Below are 20627 nucleotides of genomic sequence, written 5' to 3' on the forward strand. Positions count from 1 at the left end.
TTCTACTCGATGTGTGACAGCCAGCCAAAGCCGCCCGGCCTCGACAGATCACCGTGAGCCGCCACTTTCCGCGCCACTGAAACTGTCGTTTGACTACACCCGTTCAGTGGGCCCACTGCTCAGCCAGTTCTTCACTGCCCTGCGTGAGCGCCGGATCGTCGGCGTGCGCGGGTCGGACGGACGCGTGCACGTGCCACCCGCTGAGTATGACCCGGTCACTTACGAGGCCCTGACCGAGGTGGTTCCGGTGTCCAGTGTCGGGACCGTGGTGTCCTGGACCTGGCAGCCCGAGCCGCTCGAGGGCCAGCCCTTGGACCGGGCATTCGCCTGGGCGTTGATCAAGCTCGACGGTGCCGACACACCGCTGCTGCATGCGGTGGACGTCAAGGAAGGCGACCTCAGCACCGGCGCCCGGGTGCACGTGCACTGGGTCGACGAGCCGGTAGGCGCCATCACCGACATCGCGTACTTCGTGCCCGGCGAGACTCCCGAAGACGTTCCGCCGGCCGCCGACGATCGTGATCCGGTGACCATGCTGGTGACGCCCTCCACCGTCGAGATCCAGCACACGGCCTCGCTGCCCGAGAGCACCTACCTGCGGGGCCTGCGAGACGGCAAGCTGCTGGGCGCGCGCACTTCCGGCGTGAACGGTGAAAAGGGCAAGGTGTACTTCCCGCCCAAGGAGGCGGACCCGGCCACCGGCAAGGAGCTCACCGAGTACGTCGAGCTGCCGGACCAGGGCACCGTCACCACGTTCGCGATCATCAACATCCCGTTCGCGGGCCAGCGCATCAAGCCGCCCTACGTCGCGGCCTACGTACTGCTCGACGGCGCCGACATTCCGTTCCTTCATCTGGTGACCGACATCGACGCTTCCGAAGTGCGGATGGGCATGCGGGTCGAAGCCGTGTGGAAGCCCCAGGAGGAATGGGGGCTCGGTATCGACAACATCTCGCATTTCCGGCCGACGGGTGAGCCCGACGCCGACTACGACAGCTACAAGCACCACCTGTAAAGGGAACCCCCATATGACTCTTCGTGATGTCGCTGTCGTCGGTTTCGCTCATGCCCCGCATGTGCGCCGCACTGACGGCACCACCAACGGCGTCGAGATGTTGATGCCGTGTTTTGCCAGCCTCTACGCAGAGCTCGGCCTGCAGCAGACCGATATCGGTTTCTGGTGCTCCGGCTCCTCCGATTACCTTGCCGGCCGGGCATTCTCGTTCATCTCGGCGATCGACTCGATCGGCGCCGTGCCGCCGATCAACGAATCGCACGTCGAGATGGACGCCGCTTGGGCGCTGTACGAGGCCTACATCAAGATCCTCACCGGCGAGGTTGACACCGCACTGGTCTACGGCTTCGGCAAGTCTTCGGCGGGTGTGCTGCGCCGGGTGCTGGCTCTGCAGACCGACCCCTACACCGTCGCACCGCTGTGGCCGGATGCAGTGTCGCTGGCCGGACTGCAGGCCCGGTTCGGCCTGGACTCCGGTAAATGGACTGCCGAGCAGATGGCCCAGGTGGCCCTGGACTCGTTCGCCGCGGCCGGCCGCACCGATTCGGTGGAATCCGCGTCGTCCATCGCCGAGCTGCTCGATCGTCCCTACTTTGCCGAACCGCTGCGCCGCCACGACATCGCCCCGATCACCGACGGAGCCTCGGCCATTGTGCTGGCCGCCGGCGACCGGGCCCGCGAGCTGCGCGAGAACCCGGCCTGGATCACCGGTTTCGAGCACCGCATCGAGACCCCGGTGCTCGGCGCCCGCGATCTCACCGTCTCGACCTCGACCAGCGCATCGGCACAGGCCGCGACCGGCGGCGACGCCGGCTCGATCGAGGTGGCCGAGCTCTACGCCCCGTTCACCCACCAGCAGTTGATCCTCACCGAGGCCATCGGGCTGGGCTCGTCGACGAAGATCAATCCGTCGGGCGGCGCCCTGGCGGCCAACCCGATGTTCTCGGCCGGCCTGGAGCGCATCGGTTTCGCCGCGCAGCACATCTTCTCCGGCTCGGCCGGCCGCGTGCTGGCGCACGCCACGAGCGGTGCTGCGTTGCAACAGAATCTGGTCGCGGTCTTGGAGGGCAAGTAATGGCTAAGAATCTCGCTGCGGTGCTGGGCACCGGGCAGACCAAGTACGTGGCCAAGCGTCACGACGTGTCGATGAACGGCCTGGTGCGCGAGGCCATCGACAGAGCATTGGCAGATGCCGGCGCGACGATGGCCGACATCGACGCCGTCGTGGTCGGTAAGGCGCCGGATTTCTTCGAGGGCGTGATGATGCCCGAGTTGTTCATGGCCGACGCCACCGGCGCGACCAACAAGCCGCTGATCCGGGTGCACACCGCCGGCTCGGTGGGCGGGTCCACCTCGATCGTGGCGGCCAGCCTGGTGAAGTCGGGCAAGTACCGTCGGGTGCTGACCATGGCCTGGGAGAAGCAGTCGGAATCGAATGCCATGTGGGCGTTGAGCATTCCGGTGCCGTTCACCAAGCCCGTCGGCGCCGGCGCGGGCGGATACTTCGCACCGCACGTGCGCGCCTACATCCGCCGCTCCGGCGCGCCCGATCACATCGGCGCGATGGTGGCGGTCAAGGACCGCCTCAACGGTGCGAAGAACCCGTTGGCTCATCTGCACCAGCCCGACATCACCTTGGAGAAGGTGATGGCCTCGCAGATGCTGTGGGATCCGATCCGTTTCGACGAGACCTGCCCCTCCTCCGATGGTGCCGCCGCCATGGTGATCGGTGACGAAGCCTCGGCAGACGCCCGGGTGGCCGAGGGACATCCGGTCGCCTGGATCCACGCCACGGCACTGCGCACCGAGCCCCTGGCCTACTCCGGCCGGGACCAGGTCAACCCGCAGGCCGGTCGCGATGCGGCCGCGGCGTTGTGGCGCGATGCCGGCATCACCAGCCCGATCGACGAGATCGACGTGGCCGAGGTGTACGTACCGTTCTCGTGGTTCGAGCCGATGTGGTTGGAGAACCTCGGTTTTGCCGCCGAGGGTGAGGGCTGGAAGCTCACCGAGGCCGGCGAGACCGCGATCGGCGGGAAGATCCCGTTCAACGCATCCGGAGGTGTGTTGAGCAGCAACCCGATCGGCGCATCCGGCATGATCCGGTTCGCCGAATCGGCAATCCAGGTGATGGGCAAGGCCGGCGACCACCAGGTCGAGGGCGCCCGCAAGGCACTGGGCCACGCCTATGGCGGTGGCGCGCAGTACTACTCCATGTGGGTCGTCTCCGCAGACAAACCGGCGTCATGAGCATGAAGTACACGCTCAGCGTGGCCATGGGCCCGCTCGAGCACCTGACCGGATTGGCCCGCACCGCAGAGGAAGTCGGGTTCGATTCGATCGCGCTGCCCGACTCGCTGTTCTACATGGAGAAGCAGGCTGCGGACTATCCGTACACCCCGGACGGGTCTCGGATGTGGAATGCCGAGACCCCGTGGGTGGACCCGCTGATCGCCGCGGCCTCCATGGGTGCGGCGACCTCGACGCTGCGGTTCTACACCAACGTGATGAAGCTCGGCTCACGAAACCCGCTGCTGCTGGCCCGCCAGGTCGGCTCGGTGGCCAACCTGACCAACAACCGGTTCGGGTTCGGCGTCGGTATCGGCTGGGCCCCAGAGGAATTCGAGTGGTGCGGGGTTCCATTCGCCAAGCGTGGGGCGCGCGTCGACGAGATGATCGAGGTGCTCAAGCTCGTGCTCGGCGGCGGCATGGTCGAGTTCCACGGTGAGTTCTACGATTTCGAACGGCTGCAGATGAGCCCGGCCCCGTCGGCGCCGGTGCCGTTCTACGTCGGCGGGCACACATCGGTGGCGCTCAAGCGGGCCGCCCGCGTGGGTGACGGCTGGACCAGCGCGATGATGACGTGTGCGCAGCTGGGTGAGACGGTGACGGCGATCAACAAGCTGCGGGCCGAATACGGCCGGGCCGATGAGCCTTTCGAGTTCCAGGCGGTGTGCATCGACAAGTTCGACCTCGCCGGACACCGGGAACTTGCCGCAGCGGGCATCACCGACAACATCGTGATCCCGTGGATGCTCGAAGGTCTGGGCTTCGATGCGCCGCTGGACAAGAAGCAGGATTCACTCAAGCGGTTCGCCGATACCTACATCCACTCCGGCTGGCAGGACTGAGATGGCCGTCACCGATCCTCAGCACCCGGCGCACCTGGCAGGCAAACGATCCCGGGAGGCGGTCGCCTCTCGGGACAAGCAGGCCTGGCTGGACAATTTCGCCGACGACGCGATCGTCCAGGACCCCATCGGGCCGTCGTTCTTCGACCCCGAAGGCAACGGCCATCAGGGCAAGGAAGCCATCGCGACGTTCTGGGACAAGGCCATCGCCCCGACCGACAACCTCGAGTTCAAATTCGTCGACACGTTCCAGTGCGGCAACGAAGAAGCCAACGTCGGCAGCATCGTCACCACCATGGGCGGGCACCGGATCACCACCCCGGGTGTGTTCACCTACCGTGTGAACGACGAAGGCCAGATGGTCGCGCTGCGTGCCTTCTGGGAAGTGGACCGCGCGAGCGCCGAGAAGATCGAAAGCTGACCAACTTCTGCCGAAACGGCATTCCAGCAGACGAAGTGCGAGTAGCGACCTGCCGGAATGCCGTTTCGGCGGAATATCAGAGCTCGGCGAGGCCGGCGAGATAACGCTGGGCCAGTTCCCGGTACGCCGCCGGGTTGCTCTGCACCCAGGTCTGTGCGCCGGTCCCCGCGATGGGTCCACGGATCTTCGCGGGCGCGCCGGTGACCAACACCTCGTCGGGGATCTTCGTGCCACCCACCACCAGCGAATGCGCCGCGATCAGACTTCGTCGGCCGATGATCGCGCCGTCGAGCACCGTGCAGTGGTTGGCGATCAGTGCCTCCTCGCCCACGTGTGCGCCGTGCACCACGCACATGTGGGCGACGGTCGCGCCGGGCCCGATGTCGACGGGAATTCCCGGTGGCGCGTGCAGCACCGAGCCGTCCTGCACGTTGGCGCCCTCACGGATGACGATCGGCGCGAAGTCGCCCCGCAGCACGGTGTTGAACCACACAGAGGCGCCCGCCTCGACGGTCACGTTGCCGATCAGAGTCGCCGTAGGGGCCACGAAAGCGCTTGGGTCGACCACGGGCGAACGGCCCTCGAACGAATACAGCGGCATCGTCCACATATACCGCAGGAAACCGGCGTCAGCGCGACGACGCGTAGCCTGAACAGTAACTATGTCGCTCACGACAACCAACCGCCCCAAGTTCCTGCTCACCCTCGGCCTTGCCACGGCCATCGTCGGCACGGCGGCAGCGTGCTCGCCGGCCGCCGATTCACCGAGTACGCCATGGGTGGCCACGCCGTCCTCCTCGGCCTCGTCGGCAACGCCGAAGTCGTCGAAATCGGAGGTATCCGACTACAGCCACCTGCTGCTTCAGGCCGAGGATGTCAGCATTCCGCCGGACACGTTCACCGCGCGGTCGAGCAACGTCAACCCCGATGGTCAGTCGGGAGCCAGCGCGTTGTTCGTCAATGCCGACGACACCAGGGCGATCGCCGACACGATCCTGATCTACCCGGATGCCGCGACCGCCTCGGCAACGCTCAAGCAGGCCTCTGCGGCCGTCAGCACGATGGTGACCGGCGGGCAGCCGCAACCGGTGCCGGTGGGTTCGAACGGCACCGTCATCTCGGGGACCGCACCCGACGGCTCGAAGGCGGTGACGCTGTTGATGTACACCCAGGGCCGTGCGGTGGTGCGCCTCGAGTTCGACAGCAACCCGGACGACCCGGTGCCGCCTCAGACGGTGGCAAGCGTGGGACGAATGCAACAGATAGCTCTGCGAATCGGCCTTCCGGAGCGTGAGTAACACCCGTTCACGACGGGTATGCCCCAGGTCACGCCTCAATTATTGCCAGAAGGGCAGAAAAAACTGTAACGTGTTCTAGTTAGAGAGCACCGATACGGGAGGCCCACCGTGACTACCGAACATGCCGGCATCAGAGAGATCGACACCGGCGCCCTGCCAGACCGCTATGCGCGGGGTTGGCACTGCCTGGGACCGGTCAAGAACTTCCTTGACGGTCAGCCGCACTCTGTCGAGATATTCGGCACCAAGCTGGTGGTGTTCGCGGACTCGGAAGGGTCCCTCAAAGTTCTTGATGGCTACTGCCGGCACATGGGCGGCGATCTGTCGCAGGGAACCATCAAGGGTGACACCGTCGCCTGCCCGTTCCACGACTGGCGCTGGGGCGGCGACGGCAAGTGCAAGCTCGTCCCCTACGCCAAGCGCACGCCGCGGCTGGCCCGCACCCGGGCCTGGCACACCGACGTGCGCGGCGGCCTGCTGTTCGTCTGGCACGACCACGAGGGCAATGACCCGCAGCCTGAGGTTCAGATCCCGGAGATTCCCGAGGCCGCCAGCGACGACTGGACCGAGTGGCAGTGGAACTCGATGCTGATCGAGGGCAGCAACTGCCGCGAGATCATCGACAACGTGACCGACATGGCGCACTTCTTCTACATCCACTTCGGCCTGCCGACGTACTTCAAGAACGTCTTCGAGGGACACATCGCGTCGCAGTACCTGCACAACGTGGGCCGTCAGGACATCGGCGGCATGGGCACCCAATACGGTGAGTCGCACCTGGATTCCGAGGCCTCCTACTTCGGGCCGTCGTTCATGATCAATTGGCTGCACAACAACTACAGCGGCTACAAGGCCGAGTCGATCCTGATCAACTGCCACTACCCGGTCAGCCAGGACGCATTCATGCTGCAGTGGGGCGTCATCGTCGAAAAGCCAAAGGGCATGGACGACAAGACCACCCAGAAGCTGGCCAACGCGATGACCGAAGGCGTCAGCCAGGGCTTCATGCAGGACGTCGAGATCTGGAAGCACAAGACCCGCATCGACAACCCCCTGCTGGTCGAGGAGGACGGCGCTGTCTACCAGATGCGTCGTTGGTACCAGCAGTTCTACGTCGACGTCGCCGATGTGACACCGGACATGACCGACCGGTTCGAGATGGAGATCGACACCACCGCGGCCAACGAGAAGTGGGCCGACGAGGTCGAGGAAAACCTGAGGCTCAAAGCCGAAGAGAAGTCGGCCGAGAAAGAAACACTGCAGTCCAGCTGATGACACCACGCAACGAGCGGAGCCAGGCGCCAGATGTTGACGACCTGGCCCGCTCGATGCTGCTTCTGCACGGCGCACATGATGACGACGATCATCATCATGGCGGCGGCACCGGCGGTTCGCCCGCCGGAACATGGTCCAAGGCCCCGGATTTCGCGTCCGATCCGCAACGCGCCGCCGCGGTCCGCGAGTCCAGCGCACGCGACCGCGAGCGCTACCTGACCTCAGGCCTGGTTTCGGTGGACTGCCGGTTCTGCCACGTGGCGGTTCAGGTGAAAAAGCTCAGCGCGGAACACACTTCCGTGCAGTGGTCTTCGGAGGCGGTCCGGCGCTGCGCGACGTTCGAGGAGATCCGCTCCGCCGGCGGAGATCCGGCCCGGGCCCGGTCATGCCCGCGATTGACCGACAGCATCAAGCACGCTGTCGCCGAAGGGTGCCTGGAGGAAGTGTCCTCGGCACCGTCCCCGGGCGACGGCTAGTTCACATCCAAACTGCAGTCAGGGACAGCAGAAGCGTGATTTCTGTCCCTCAGTGCAATCTCGGTGCGGCACTCCCCCGCCGCAACTCCTCCACACAGGCACCCAGCGACTCGTCGTCGTCCCCATCGCCCAACGGCGGCAGCACGATGCCGTCGGCGACATCGCCGAATCTCACCTTCAACATCGCGGGCAATTCATCATGGCGCCCGCACACCAACAGCTCGTCGAGAATGGAATCGGTCAGCACCGAGGGCAATTCGTCCCACAGCTCGGTACGCACCAACGACCGCAGCTGATCCGGCAGTTCAGCCAGGCCGCGCCAGACCAGACCGGTCGCATAGGCCGGCGTCGAGTACAGGAATGCCAGCATCCGGCGCTGCCGTTCCCGTTCCGTGGCCACCGCCTCGTCGGTGCGGCCGGTGGCGATGGCCGTCGAGGCCATGACGAGCGGTGTGTCTGCCCTGCCGGAAGCCTCGGCGCCCCGTGCCAATGCCGGGCGCACCACGTCACGCAGGTAGCCGGGGTCCGAGTTGGTCGAGTGCGTGACGATCCCGCGCGCGACGCCGCCGGCGAGTTCGCACATTCCGGCGTTGACCGCACCCAGCCAGATCGGCGGGCGGACCGCGTCACTCGGGCCGGGATTGAAGTAGGGCTGCATCCGGGTCAGCCGGTAGTTCTCACTCTCGAAACACACTGTGTCCCCGGTGCGGAACGCGTCGAACAGGGCGTCCAGCGCACCCACATAATCCCGGAGCCGGGTAATCGGATCGGTCCACGGCATGCCGTAACGGTCGGCGATGTTCTGCTTGATCTGCGTGCCGAGGCCCAGCTCGAATCGTCCGCCGGACAGCACCGAGAGATCCCACGCCGTGTACGCCGTCAGTGTGGGGCTGCGCACGAATGCCAGTGTCACGGCGGTACGCACGGTGATGCGCGAGGTGTGCTCCAACGCCAGCAGCGCGACTACCAGGGAGTCGTGCACGGTCTCAGCGACGTGCAGGCCGTCACAGCCCAGGCGCTCGGCCCGCCGCGCGTAGTCCGCGGTGGCGGTCAGCGGCATCCGCGGGTCGAGCGCCAGATAGACCTTCATCTCAGGGGTTTGACCCTACAGCCCCTTGAACCGCTCCTTGACCGTCTCAGCGGTCAACCCGTAGTCGGCCAGTGAGTAGGTGTGCTTCGGTGCACGCGGCCCTTGCTTGCTGGCGTTGTGACTGTCGACCATGGCCTGCCGCGCGGCGTCGGTGAAGTCCAGACCGAACGTGCGGTAGATGCCTTCGACCGCACCGATCGGGTCCTCGACGAACTCGAAATAGTCCACATCGCAGAACTGCGCCGGATCATGCTTGGCCCGTTCGGCATTGAACAACTCCAGTCCGCGCGACCAGGTTTCCATGGAGTCTTCGCCGATGACGTTCCCGGTGAACGTATTGGACCACCCGGCGGTTGTGTGCTGGGCCAGTGAGCACATCGAGGCCATGATGGTCTCTGCCGGGCGGTGGCACTGGACCACCAGTGCGTCCGGGTACGTTGCGAACAGCGCATCCAGGGCGAACAGGTGACTGGGATTCTTTAGTACCCAACGCTTCTCGGGCTCGTTGAGGCCGATCAACTGCAGATTCTTCCGGTGCCGGGCATACGGCTTGGACCAGTCCTGACGGGCCAGCCACTGGGAGTAGGTCGGTACGTGGGCCAGCGTTTCGTAAGACACCGAGTGCAACGACTGGCGCAACAACTGCCAGCATTCCTCGACCTCGTCTGCGGTCATGAAATGCAGCCCGGTGTAGTCCGGGTTCTCCTCGTGCGCCTGCTTGAACCGGGCATCGAGCGCACTGAAGACCGGGTTGTCCGGCCAGGTTTCGCGCGGCGGCCGCGGCTGCGGGAACTCCGCCAGCCACATCTCCAAACCCTGATGCATGGGATCCGCGGTCAGCAACCGGTGGATCACCGTGGTCCCGGTGCGCGGCAGGCCGGTGACGAAGATCGGCCGCTCGATGGGCACATCGACGTGCTGCGGATACTGCTTGAACGCAGCCTCCGAGACGAGACGGGCCACCAGCGCATTCCGGGTGAAGAAGCGCTGCATCTTGCTGCCGAGCTCGGTCAGATCGGCGTCACGCTGATAGGACTCCAGCAGCACCCCGAGTGCTTCCCGATAGTTGTCGTCGTCGGCCCCGAAATCATCGAGTCCGCAGGCCTTTACCGCCGAGGCATGCAGATCCTCGACGGTGCCGACATTTGTGCGTGGGGTCATGCCTTGTACTCCCCGCAGTTCACATCGAGGGCCTGGCCAGTGATACCGCTGGACAGATCGCTAGCCATGAACAGGATGGCCGAGGCCACTTCGTCCTCGGTCGGCAGCCGCTTGAGGTCGGACCCGGCCGCCGACGCCTTGTAGATCTCGTCGACGGTGGTGCCGTACTTCTGCGCCTGGTGGTTGAAGTAGCCCTCCAGAGTTTCACCCCAGATGTAGCCGGGCAGCACCGAGTTGACCCGGATACCCTTCTCCCCCAGCTCGGTGGACAGGGTCTGCGACATGGCCAGCAGGGCCGACTTGGCCATCTTGTAGGCGCCGTACTTGGCCTGCGAGTGCCGCACGACCATCGAATTCACGTTCACCACCGAGCCGTTGGCGGTTTCCAGGGCCGGAGCGAAGCCCTGGGTCATGCGCAGCGCGCCGAACACGGTCAGCTCGATCGCATCCCGCATGTGCTCGAAAGTGGTGTTCGCGAACGGCTTCATGGACGGCACCCGGAACGCGTTGTTGATCAACACGTCAGCCTTGCCGTACTCCTCCATCGTGCGGGCCACCACGTTGGCGACCTGCTCCTCGTCGGTGATGTCGGTGCCCACCGCGAGCGCGCGACGGCCCAGTGCCGTCACCTCTTTGGCGACGTCCTCGAGCCGCTCCACCGTGCGGGCGGCCAACACGAGGTCGGCGCCGTTCTCCGCACATCGGCGGGCCAGAGTCGTCCCGAGCCCGGGTCCGACGCCACTGATCACCACTACCTTGCCATCCAGCAGTCCGGCCATCGGTCAGCCCACCATCCTTTCGCCAATAAGCTTCTGACGCAGCGCGATCCGCGCTCGCCAATCGTCGTCGGAAATCTTGTTGCTCTCGTAGTACGGCAGCTTCTCGGCCACGGAACCGATGTCCACCAGCTCCGCAGTCGGGCCGTCCGCGGCGCTCAACTCGCGCGAGACCCGCTGCCAGCGGAATTGCAGATAACCCTTGGTATGGCCCAGCGTCTCACACCAGTTGGTAACGCCGGGATTGTTCTCGGACACCACGATCCGGATCTTGCCATCCGGGTCGGCTTGCGCCTGCGTGCCGTTCAGTGAGGTCTGGTGGTTGATGTAGTCCAGAGAGATGTACCAGAGGCTCCCCAGCTGGAAGCCCAGGTAGGGCGCGTCCGAGACCGGCAGCGTGATGATCATCGCCTGGTCCGGCGTCATGTCGTAGTGCCCGACCGACGAGTACTGGGTGGCAAGCCCGCCGGGGGTGAGGCGTGGTGCGGTCAGCGCGTTGACGGGCAGGTTGTCGTAGAACCACTTCGGGAACTGCAGCCACGTCTTGACTCGCTGCACAAGTTGCTTACCCGCAGTGGCGTAACGCTTCTCGATGAGTGCAGGGGTCAGTGGCGCCGGCGCGGTGCCGGCGGTGTCGGTACGCGAGATCGCGAAGGTGCCGCGCTGCGCCGACCAGTCGTTGTAGACCTCGCGGATCACCAGCTGCGAGGGCGTAGCCGGGGTGAACCGCCATTCGAAGGTGCCGTCTGCGGCGATGTCGAGCTTGCGATCATCGAATGCGGTCTCGCTGTCGGGCACGTTCTCGTCGGTGTACTCCCCGCCGAGCAGCTGGAAGCTGACGTCGGTGGTGGTGCCCCGCTTTCCGGTGACGACGTACTCGTGGCCGGGTTGAACCCGGGTGCCGAAGTACATGGTGTCGGGATTGTCCAGGCCCATCTTGGTGAACGGCCCGGTTCCGCTGTGCAGGAACGGGTGGTCGCGGTCGTAGTCGAACGCGACGTGAGTGCAGGCCGCGATACAGCCGGCCAGGTACTGCAGACCCTCGGTGAGATCCGCCTCGGATTCGATGAACGGCGCTGCTGTGACCAGGGCTTCGGCCTCGGCGATGGCGTCGGCCAATGGTTGCGAGTACATGCGACCCCCGCTCTCTCGGTCCAATATTGGACCGCAGTGGTAGAGTTTCCTACCTGACACTAGAACGCGTTCCAATTCGAGTCAACGCCCGTGGAGGTCAGATGCCCGAAGCCGAGCCCGCCGGCCGTGCCTCACCACCCACTGCCCGGGTGGTGGCCATCCTGGATTTTCTGTCCCGCCATCCGCAGGAGCGGTTCGGGCTCTCCGAGCTCACCCGTCAGGTCGGGCTGAGCAAGCCGACTTGCCTGGGCATCCTGAGCACACTCACGGAATCGGGCTACCTGATCCGTGATGGCGAAGACAAGACGTACCGCCTTGGGCCGAGCCTGATCTCGCTCGGCCACGCTGCGCAGGAGTCGATGCGCGTCAACCCGGCGGCCCGTGCCGAACTGCTCGCGCTGTCAGCCACTTTCGACACCTCCGCGGGCCTCACCGCCGTCGTCGACGACCGGATCACCGTGCTGGAGCTGGTCGGCCCGCCGGGGCGGGACCCCGGAGTGCGGGTGGGGCAGAGCTATCCGTTCGCGCCGCCCGTCGGTCTGATGTTCGTGCTGTGGGACGACGACGCGCTGCGCGCCTGGCTGGCCAAGGTGCCGACCATTCCGCTGCGCACCGAATCCGCCCGACTGCACCGGGTGATCGAAAGCTGCCGCGCCGATGGATATCTGGTGGAACGCCTCACACCGGGGGGCCGCCGGCTCTATGCGCTGATGGCGGGGATGTCGACCAACCTGCCCGACGAACTGCGTGCGTTGCTGAGTGAGTTGGTGTCCGATATCGGTGAGCGGGTGTATCTGCGTGACGAGGGACCGAACGGCCGAACGCCGCATGACATCAGCGTCATCTCCGCGCCGGTGTTCGACCACTATCAGCGCCAGGTGATGGCGGTGTCACTGCATATCGGAACCGCATTGACGGATAAGGGGATCAGCGATCGGGCCCGCGCACTGGTCGCGACGGCCGACGCATTGACCAGCCAACTCGGCGGGACCAAGCCGACGCACTGAGTTGACTGCAGCCTCAGGGGCCAGGCGTATCAGTCCGCGGGAGGTTTGATGAAGAGATAGATCCGGTACGCGAAGCCCTCCGTTTCCAATTCGTGGTAGACCTTCCCGTTCTTCATGTCCATGTCGTCGCGTAGCCCGAACAGCTGCTTCAGTGCGAGCTGGTCGCCCTTGCTCATACCGGCCAGCTCCCATCGGGTCTGCATCCCGCGCATCACCTCGAGTCTGATGTCGCGTTGCGAGATCATCTGTAGGCGCGTCTTGGCCAGCGCCGCGTCCCAGTCGTCGAGCAGTTCCTTCGGTCGGGAATCCGTGTAGAGGAAATGCCCTCCCGGGGTCAACACGCGCGCCACCTCATCCAGGAAAACGTTGAGATGCGGGTAGCAGTGCGAAGACTCGACATTGATCACAGCGTCGAATGATTCATCGGGGAATGGCAGGTCTTCAGCGTTCCCGCTGACGAAGTCCAGGTCGGGTATCTGATGGCGTTTGCGGCAGAACTCGATGCCGGCAGAGTTCAGGTCCAACCCTGTATAGGAGGCGGGCCGATACGTGCGGGTGAGGTAGGAGGCGCCGCCGCCGTGGCCGCAACCGACCTCCAGCACTCGCTTACCGGTGAGGTCGCCCGCTTGCGTGGCAGTGGCGTGGTAAAGCTGGAGGGGGTAGCGGCTGGGTTCGTCGGACTCTTCCAGCTTCAACCCCATAGGAGGGTCCTCTTCGTAGCCGTTGTTCATCATCACGACGTCGTGGGCCGAGAGTCGGCGGGTCATCCAGGGATAGCTGTACCTGGTCATCGTGGGAAGAAGCTTCCAGCCGATGGGATTGTAGAGCCGGCCGATGTAGAGCCGGTCTTTGAGCGTCATAGCTGATTCTCCCAAACACGACAGTTTGCTGGATACGAAACGAGCAAACAAGTCTTCGCGACATTGATTTCAGCCGCCACCGTTCGTCGCTCGTGGTCGCCGCGTCAGCCGTCGAGGGCACCATTTCGATGAACACCACGGTGCGCGGGCGCGGTGCGCCTGCAATAGGGCCCGCCACGTCTACCGTCAGGTCTTGGCGGCATCACTGCACATCGGAAGCGCCTTGACCGACAAGGCGACCGACGATCGGTCCAGGGCGCTCGCGGCGACGGCCGGTGCGCTGCGGCGCCGTGTTCAGAAGTTGTTACAGGTGTCGAAGACTGTCTGCAGCAACCCCAGATACGGCTGATTGGCCGGCTGGGCGGCTATGCCCTCAGCCATGCGCTGCCGTTGATCCCGCGGTGAGCCGAGAAACTGACGCAATACATCCTGAACTGCCGGCGATGCGCCTGCCATGGGACTCTGCGCGTTCAGAGCGCCCATCACCTGCGGATAACTACAGGAGCTGTTGACGGCAGAATCCAACCTGGGATCTGCCGACGCGACACCGGCCCCGGCGATCATCGAGAATGCCAGACCACCGACTGCGACAACCGATTTGATCGACGAACGCTTCGTCATGTGAGGACCTCCTCCCCCTGTCCGGACTCTACCCCCGCGACGTCAGCAGGCCCGGGTTTTCGAGATTTGCTATGCGGAAGCACACGTAATTGCGTACGCAAGAGTGTTGCCATACGTCACCTCTCGTCGGACGGCAGCAACAGGGAGCGGACAACGGGCCGCGAAGCCGTATCCCGCAACAACGCACTGGCGGGCCGCTGGCGAACCATTTGCGGCCACCAGAACCAGCGGCCGAGCAACGCCGCGATGGCCGGAGTCATCAGCGCGCGAACCACCAGGGTGTCCAACAGCAGACCGATACCGATGGTGGAACCGATCTGCCCGATGATTCGCAGATCACTGGCCACCATCGACATCATGGTGAACGCGAACACGAGGCCGGCCGCCGTCACGACCTTTCCACTACCGCCCATGGCCCGGATGATGCCCGTGTTGATACCCGCGCCGATCTCTTCCTTCATCCGGGAGACCAACAGCAGGTTGTAGTCAGAACCGACGGCCAAAAGAATGATCACGGACATCGCGAGCACCAACCAGTGGAGGTTTATGCCGAGGATGTGCTGCCAGATGAGCACTGAGAGGCCGAACGCCGCGCCGAGTGACAGTGCCACCGTGCCGACGATGACGAGGGCTGCGATGAGACTTCGCGTGACCAGCAACATGATCACGAAGATCAGACAGAGTGCGGCCACCCCGGCGATCAGCAGATCGTATGTCGCCCCGTCACGCATGTCCTTGAACGTCGGCGCGGAACCGGCCAAATAGATCTTGGCGTTCTCCAGTGGGGTCACCTTGAGCGCCTCTTCGGCCGCCTTGCTCACCGCGTCGACCCTCGAGATGCCTTCGGGCGTCGCCGGATCGGACCGGTGCGAAATGATGAAGCGAACAGACTTCCCGTCCGGCGAGAAGAACAGGTTCATCGCGCGCTTGAAGTCTTTGTTCTCAAGGACTTCGGGCGGAAGGTAGAAGGAGTCATCGTTGCGGGCCGCGTCGAATGCCTGGCCCATCGCGGTGGCATCCTCGCCCACCTCGTCCATCATCGCCAGGGAGCCCGCCATGGTGCTGTGCATGGTCATCAGGCCGGCCCTCATCGCCCTCATGCTGGCGATCATCAGCGGGAACTGGCCGATCATCTGGGGCATGAGCGTATCGAGCCGGTCCGTCCCCAGACTGAGATCGTGCACTCCGTCGGAAACCGCGTCGACCCCGTCGAGCGCGTCGAAGAGGGATCGGAACGACCAGCAGATGGGAATGTCGAAGCAGTGCGGCTCCCAATAGAGGTAGTTACGGATGGGCCGCCAGAAGTCGTCGAAATCAGCGATATGGTCGCGCAATTCATCGGTGACGGCGTCCAACTCATGTGTGTCCTGCGTCATCGCATGGGTGGTGTCGGCCATCTTCAGGCCCACATCGTAGAGACGCTGCGTGATGTTGATCATCGTGGTCAGATCGTTCGCCTGCTTCAACAGGTCCTTCATGCGGTCCCGCTGGAACGGCAAGACCTGCTTCTGATTTGCGCTCTGCATACTGAGCAAGAACGGGATCGAGGTCCGATCGATCGGGTTGCCCTCAGGCCGGGTGATCGCCTGCACCCGGGAGATGCCCGGTACGGCGAAAACACCCTTCGCCAGCTTGTTCAATATCAACAGATCTGCCGGATTGCGCATGTCGTGATCGGCCTCGAGCATGAGGACGTCGGGCGTCATCCGGGACTGCGGAAAGTGCCGTTCGGCGGCTGCGTATCCGATATTCGCCGGAATGTCCGCAGGCACGTAGAGGCGGTCGTTGAAGCTGGTCTGGTAGGCCGGCAGCGCCAGCAACCCGATGAGCGCGATCACACAGGCGGTGATGAGAATCGGTGCGGGCCAACGGACTATCGCCGTCGCGAGCCGCCGCCACCGCCGGACGATGATCTTGCGCTTGGGTTCGAAGAGCCCGAAGCGACCGCCCACCGCAAGAACGGCCGGCACCAGCGTGAGCGCCACCGCGACCGCGACGATCATCGCGGCGGCGGTGGGGACACCCATGGTCTGGAAATAGGGCAGCCGAGCGAAGCTGAGGCAGAAGATGGCTCCGGCGATGGTCAGGCCGGAACCCAGCACCACCTTGGCCACGCTTCGATACGTCGTATAGAAGGCGGCCTCGCGGTCTTCGCCCGCCTGACGTGCCTCCTGATAGCGGCCGAGGAAGAATATGCCGTAGTCGGTTCCCACCGCGATCCCCAGGGAGACCAGGAGATTGACCGCGAAGGTCGACAGACCGATCACCTGGTGTTCACCGAGGAGCGCGACCACTCCGCGCGCCGCCTGAACCTGTACCCCGACCATGACCAGGAGAAGCACCGCGGTGACGACGGAGCGATAGACGAGGAGCAACATCGTGAAGATCACCACGAGCGTGACGATGGTGATCTTGATGATGGATTTGTCGCCGGCGTGGTTCATATCCGAGACCAACGGCGCGGGCCCTGTGACGTAGGCCTTGATGCCGGGGGGCGGCGGCGTCCGCGCGACGAGGTCCCGGACTGCCTCGACGGATTCGTTGGCCAGTGATTCACCTTGATTGCCGGCGAGGTTCAACTGGACATAAACGCCCTTGTCATCAGCGCTCTGGACACCGGTCGCCGTGAGGGGGTCGCCCCAATAGTCCTGCACGTGCTGCACATGCCGGGTGTCGGCTTTCAGCTGGCGAACCAGCTCGTTGTAGTAGCGGTGCGCCTCATCGCCGAGTGGTTGGTCTGCCTCGAGGACGACCATCGCCACACTGTCCGAATCGGATTCCTCGAAGCTCTTGCCCATGCGCTGCGCCGCCTGGAATGACGGGGCGTCTTTGGGGACCAGCGAGACGGAATACTGCCGCCCCACCTGTTCGAGGGACGGAACGGCAAAGGTCAGAATCGCGACGATCACCAACCATCCGAGGATGATCGGCACCGCCAGCCGATGGATCATCCTGGCAGTAAACGGCGGCTTGTTGCTCACCGCCGTCAACGTTCGTCGGGTTTGAGCAACAGGGAACGGACCAGCGGGCGAGGGCCGGTCGGCCGGAGCATCGCGCTGGCGGGCCGCTGACGGACATGCAGCGGCCACCAGAACCATCTGCCCAGCAGAGCGGCGATGGACGGGGTCATGAACGCGCGCACAACCAAGGTGTCGAAGAGCAGACCGATACCGATCGTCGAACCAACCTGGCCGATGGTGCGCACATCACTGGCCAACAACGCGAACATCGTCGAGGCGAACACCAGACCCGCGACTGTCACGACCTTTCCGCTGCCGGCCATGGCACGGATGATGCCGGTGTTGATGCCGGCTTTGATCTCCTCTTTCATCCGGGACACCAGCAGCAGGTTGTAGTCAGAGCCGACAGCCAAAAGAATGATGAGTGCGATCGCGAGCACGATCCAGTTCAACTGGATCCCGAGAATGTGTTGCCAGATGAGCACCGAGAGCCCGAACGCCGCGCCGAGTGACAGCGCCACCGTCCCGACGATGACCAAGGCCGCGACGAGGCTCCGGATCATGATGAGCATGATGATGAAAATCAGGCACAGCGCCGCGATTCCGGCGATCAGCAAGTCATAGGTCGACCCGTCCACCTGATCTTTGGCCATGGCCGAGCTCCCGGTGAGGAGGATCTTGGCGTTCTCCAGCGGTGTGCCCTTGAGCGCCTCCTCTGCAGCTGTTCTGATCGGGTTGACGCGAGCAATACCTTCAGGTGTCGCCGGATCGCCTCGCTGGGTGATGAGCAGCCGCGCCGTTTTCCCGTCCGGCGACAAGAAGACGTCCATCACTCTCTGGAAGTCCTTGTTCTTGAACACGTTGGGCGGGATATAGAAGGAATCGTCATTCTGTGCGTTGTCGAAGGCTCTGCCCATGGCGGTGGCACCCTCGGACATCTCATCCATCTGCGCCAGGATTCCCCCCATGGTGCTGCGCATCGACAGCATCATGGACCGCGTGCTCTGCATGGTGGTGATCATGGCCGGGAACTGCGCGATCATCTGCGGCAGAAGCAGATTGAGTTGATCGAGGTTGCCGATCAGATCGTGCATCGTCACCGTGAGTTTGTCGACGCCGTCAAGCGCCTCGAACAGGGATTTCGTCGACCAGCACAGTGGGATGTTGAAGCAGTGGGGCTCCCAGTACAAATAGTTGCGAATCGGGCGCCAGAAGTCGTCGAAATCCGCCATGTGGTCCCGCAGCTCGAGCGTGACGTCTTCCAGGTCGTGAGTCTTGCTGACCACATCGTTGGTCGCGACCGCGAGCTGTTGCATGAGCCCGTACATGCGTTGCATCACCGCGATGGTTTTCGTGATTTCGTCGGCCTGAGCGAGCAGGTCGTTCATCCGGGCCTTCTGAAAGGGCAACAGCTGCATCTGGCCGGCATTCGAGGAGCTGATGATGAACGGAATCGTCGTGTGCTTGAGGGGAATACCCTCGGGTCGTGTCGCCGACTGCACCCGGGCGACTCCGGGGACGGACAGCACGCCCTTGGCCAGTTTGTTGAGCACCAGGAAGTCGGCCGGGTTACGCATGTCGCGGTCGGCCTCGACCAGCAGGATGTCGGGCGAGGCCATCAGTGACTGCTGAAAATGGCGGGCTGCGGCTTCATATCCGGCGTTGGCGGGAATGTCCTTGGGCAGGTATTGCTGATCGTTGTACCCGGGCTGGTACGCAGGCAGCGCCAGCAGCCCGATCAACGACACCGCGCAGGTGGCAACCAGGATGGGTGCGGGCCAACGAACGATCGCCGTGCCGATTCGGCGCCAACGGCGAACGATGATCTTGCGCTTGGGCTCGAACAGCTTGAATCGACTACCCAGTGCGAGAACGGCCGGGATCAGCGTGAGTGCCACCGCAACTGCCACCATCATGCCCAGTGCGCATGGGATACCGAGGGTCCGGAAGTAGGGCAAGCGGGTGAAACTGAGGCAGAAAACAGCGCCGGCGATGGTCAAGCCGGATGCCAGCACCACCTTGCCGACACTGAGATATGTGGTGTAGAAGGCGGTTTCGCGATCCTCGTCGGCCTGACGTGCTTCCTGATAACGCCCGACGAAGAATATGCCGTAGTCCGTTCCCGCCGCGATGCCGAGGGTCACCAGAAGGTTGACGGCATAGGTGGAAAGCCCGATCGCACCGTGATCGGCGAGAAGTGCGACCACTCCTCGGGCCACCTGCAATTGAATGCCCACCAGGAACAACAGGATCACGGCCGTGAAGATCGAACGGAAGAAGAAGAGCAACATCGCCAGGATCACCGCGAGGCTCAGACCGGTGACCAGCAGGACCGTCTTGTTGCCGCTCGCACTCAAATCGGCGACCATCGCTGCCGGGCCGGTGACATAGGCTTTCACGCCCGGCGGTGGTGAACTCCGATCGACGATGCCCCGGACCGCTTCCAGCGATTCATTGGAAAGCGCTTGGCCGAGGTCGCCCGCGAGACCCATCTGGACGTACACGGCCTTGCTGTCGGCACTCTGCGCTGCGCCCGCCATGAGTGGGTCGCCCCAGAAATCCTGGACGTGCTGTACATGCGCTGTGTCGGCTTTCAGCTGACGAACCAGATCGTCGTAATAGAGGTGTGCATCGTCGCCCAGGGGCTGTTCACTTTCCAGAACGATGATCGCCGCGCTGTTCGAGGTGGCTTCGCCGAAGTTCCTGCCCATGCGCTCGACCGCCTCGAACGACGGTGCATCATTGGGGATCAGGGATACGGAGTGCTCTTTCTCCACCTGCTCGAGCGGGGGAACGACGGCACTCAAGACATAGGCGATCACCAACCAACCGATGATGATCGGCACCGCCAGTACGCGGATCATCCTTGCTACGAATGGCGGTTTGCCGCCGGTCTTCTGGCTACTCATGCGGCCTTCAGGAGGCAGTAGGTGAAGGCGCTCTCGCCGTTCTCGACCTTCTCCGCCTTGACCTCGTCATCGACGATGATGCGGCAGCCGATCCTGTCGCTGTCTCCCTGCGCGATGACGTTGACCATGGAGGTGGCCTCGGTCATCGGGAACTTCAACGACCATGGCAGGCTTGCCCCTTCGACGAACCGCGGCTCGGCATCGACGTCGAAGTAGCTGATGTTCGCCACCGTCCCGGGCGGGCCGAACACCTCATATACCAATTGTTTCGGATCGTACGGCCTACGTTCCTCGAGCTCTGTGTCGGCATATGCGGGGCGAGTCTGAGAGCCGAAGACACCATGCAGCCGCATAACGGTGAATCCTCCGGCACCGAGGACCACCACTACCAACAGCGGAATCCATATCCGCTTCAGAACCCCCAAATCACCAACCCCCTGAATCCGTGGCCCAATCCGGACAATCCGCGCCGCAGGTACCGGCGAAATGCATC

Annotated in this window: 19 protein-coding genes; 9 read left to right on the plus strand and 10 right to left on the minus strand. The window is 64.0% G+C overall.

The window, feature by feature from the left end; all coding sequences use genetic code 11:
* The first annotated feature begins 13 nt into the window (after positions 1 to 13).
* Genes ACZY08_RS24525 through ACZY08_RS24545 form a run of 5 tightly spaced genes read left to right on the plus strand, consistent with a single transcriptional unit; the run spans position 14 to position 4567 of the window.
* A complete protein-coding gene (locus ACZY08_RS24525) occupies positions 14 to 1015 on the plus strand; it encodes a Zn-ribbon domain-containing OB-fold protein (RefSeq protein WP_463746952.1) in 1002 nt (333 codons plus the stop codon).
* A 13-nt stretch (positions 1016 to 1028) separates the two neighbouring features.
* A complete protein-coding gene (locus ACZY08_RS24530; RefSeq protein ID WP_463746951.1) occupies positions 1029 to 2090 on the plus strand; it encodes a thiolase domain-containing protein in 1062 nt (353 codons plus the stop codon).
* The gene (locus tag ACZY08_RS24535; RefSeq protein WP_463746950.1) at positions 2090 to 3265 is read left to right on the plus strand and encodes a thiolase domain-containing protein; all 1176 of its coding nucleotides are present in this window, start codon (positions 2090 to 2092) and stop codon (positions 3263 to 3265) included. The genes ACZY08_RS24530 and ACZY08_RS24535 overlap by 1 nt, the downstream gene beginning before the upstream one ends.
* 2 nt (positions 3266 to 3267) lie before the next feature.
* Positions 3268 to 4146 carry a TIGR03619 family F420-dependent LLM class oxidoreductase gene (locus tag ACZY08_RS24540; RefSeq protein WP_463747226.1) on the plus strand — a complete coding sequence of 293 codons (879 nt, stop codon included), beginning with the start codon at positions 3268 to 3270 and terminating at the stop codon, positions 4144 to 4146.
* A 1-nt stretch (position 4147) separates the two neighbouring features.
* Positions 4148 to 4567, plus strand: a complete 420-nt coding sequence (locus ACZY08_RS24545) for a nuclear transport factor 2 family protein (protein WP_463746949.1) — start codon at positions 4148 to 4150, stop codon at positions 4565 to 4567.
* A gap of 76 nt (positions 4568 to 4643) precedes the next feature.
* Here ACZY08_RS24545 and ACZY08_RS24550 read toward each other — a convergent pair whose 3' ends face one another.
* On the minus strand, positions 4644 to 5168 hold the full coding sequence (locus ACZY08_RS24550) for a gamma carbonic anhydrase family protein (protein WP_463747225.1): 525 nt from the start codon (positions 5166 to 5168) through the stop codon (positions 4644 to 4646).
* 61 nt (positions 5169 to 5229) lie between these two features.
* Here ACZY08_RS24550 and ACZY08_RS24555 point away from each other — a divergent pair, with 61 nt between their 5' ends.
* From ACZY08_RS24555 to ACZY08_RS24565, 3 genes are all read left to right on the plus strand, one after another.
* Positions 5230 to 5865, plus strand: coding sequence for a hypothetical protein (locus ACZY08_RS24555; RefSeq protein WP_463746948.1), 636 nt, complete (start codon positions 5230 to 5232; stop codon positions 5863 to 5865).
* 108 nt (positions 5866 to 5973) lie between these two features.
* A complete protein-coding gene (locus ACZY08_RS24560; RefSeq protein ID WP_463746947.1) occupies positions 5974 to 7137 on the plus strand; it encodes a Rieske 2Fe-2S domain-containing protein in 1164 nt (387 codons plus the stop codon).
* Positions 7137 to 7616: a hypothetical protein gene (locus ACZY08_RS24565; protein WP_463746946.1), complete on the plus strand. Its 480-nt coding sequence runs from the start codon at positions 7137 to 7139 to the stop codon at positions 7614 to 7616. The genes ACZY08_RS24560 and ACZY08_RS24565 overlap by 1 nt, the downstream gene beginning before the upstream one ends.
* Before the next feature lie 49 nt (positions 7617 to 7665).
* On the opposite strand, the gene ACZY08_RS24570 is transcribed toward ACZY08_RS24565, so the two are convergent.
* The 4 genes from ACZY08_RS24570 to ACZY08_RS24585 are packed head-to-tail and all read right to left on the minus strand — an operon-like array spanning position 7666 to position 11777.
* A complete protein-coding gene (locus tag ACZY08_RS24570; RefSeq protein WP_463746945.1) occupies positions 7666 to 8706 on the minus strand; it encodes a TIGR03617 family F420-dependent LLM class oxidoreductase in 1041 nt (346 codons plus the stop codon).
* A 15-nt stretch (positions 8707 to 8721) separates the two neighbouring features.
* A complete protein-coding gene (locus ACZY08_RS24575) occupies positions 8722 to 9867 on the minus strand; it encodes a sulfotransferase family protein (protein WP_463746944.1) in 1146 nt (381 codons plus the stop codon).
* Positions 9864 to 10646 (minus strand): SDR family oxidoreductase, encoded by a 783-nt coding sequence (locus tag ACZY08_RS24580; RefSeq protein WP_463746943.1) that lies wholly within the window; start codon positions 10644 to 10646, stop codon positions 9864 to 9866. The genes ACZY08_RS24575 and ACZY08_RS24580 overlap by 4 nt, the downstream gene beginning before the upstream one ends.
* 3 nt (positions 10647 to 10649) lie before the next feature.
* Positions 10650 to 11777: a hypothetical protein gene (locus ACZY08_RS24585; RefSeq protein ID WP_463746942.1), complete on the minus strand. Its 1128-nt coding sequence runs from the start codon at positions 11775 to 11777 to the stop codon at positions 10650 to 10652.
* 101 nt (positions 11778 to 11878) lie between these two features.
* Here ACZY08_RS24585 and ACZY08_RS24590 point away from each other — a divergent pair, with 101 nt between their 5' ends.
* On the plus strand, positions 11879 to 12784 hold the full coding sequence (locus tag ACZY08_RS24590) for an IclR family transcriptional regulator (protein WP_463746941.1): 906 nt from the start codon (positions 11879 to 11881) through the stop codon (positions 12782 to 12784).
* A gap of 29 nt (positions 12785 to 12813) precedes the next feature.
* On the opposite strand, the gene ACZY08_RS24595 is transcribed toward ACZY08_RS24590, so the two are convergent.
* The 5 genes from ACZY08_RS24595 to ACZY08_RS24615 form a co-directional block, all read right to left on the minus strand.
* Positions 12814 to 13575, minus strand: a complete 762-nt coding sequence (locus ACZY08_RS24595) for a phthiotriol/phenolphthiotriol dimycocerosates methyltransferase (protein WP_463747224.1) — start codon at positions 13573 to 13575, stop codon at positions 12814 to 12816.
* A gap of 363 nt (positions 13576 to 13938) precedes the next feature.
* Entirely contained in the window at positions 13939 to 14265 is a 327-nt protein-coding gene (locus ACZY08_RS24600; protein ID WP_463746940.1) for a hemophore-related protein, read from the minus strand.
* 116 nt (positions 14266 to 14381) lie between these two features.
* Complete coding sequence (locus ACZY08_RS24605; protein WP_463747223.1) at positions 14382 to 17216, minus strand: MMPL/RND family transporter; 2835 nt, start codon at positions 17214 to 17216, stop codon at positions 14382 to 14384.
* A gap of 35 nt (positions 17217 to 17251) precedes the next feature.
* The gene (locus tag ACZY08_RS24610; protein WP_463746939.1) at positions 17252 to 20134 is read right to left on the minus strand and encodes an MMPL/RND family transporter; all 2883 of its coding nucleotides are present in this window, start codon (positions 20132 to 20134) and stop codon (positions 17252 to 17254) included.
* On the minus strand, positions 20131 to 20541 hold the full coding sequence (locus ACZY08_RS24615) for an MmpS family transport accessory protein (RefSeq protein WP_463747222.1): 411 nt from the start codon (positions 20539 to 20541) through the stop codon (positions 20131 to 20133). The genes ACZY08_RS24610 and ACZY08_RS24615 overlap by 4 nt, the downstream gene beginning before the upstream one ends.
* Positions 20542 to 20627: the final 86 nt, after the last annotated feature.

This window comes from Mycobacterium sp. IDUB_9 (assembly GCF_055419505.1).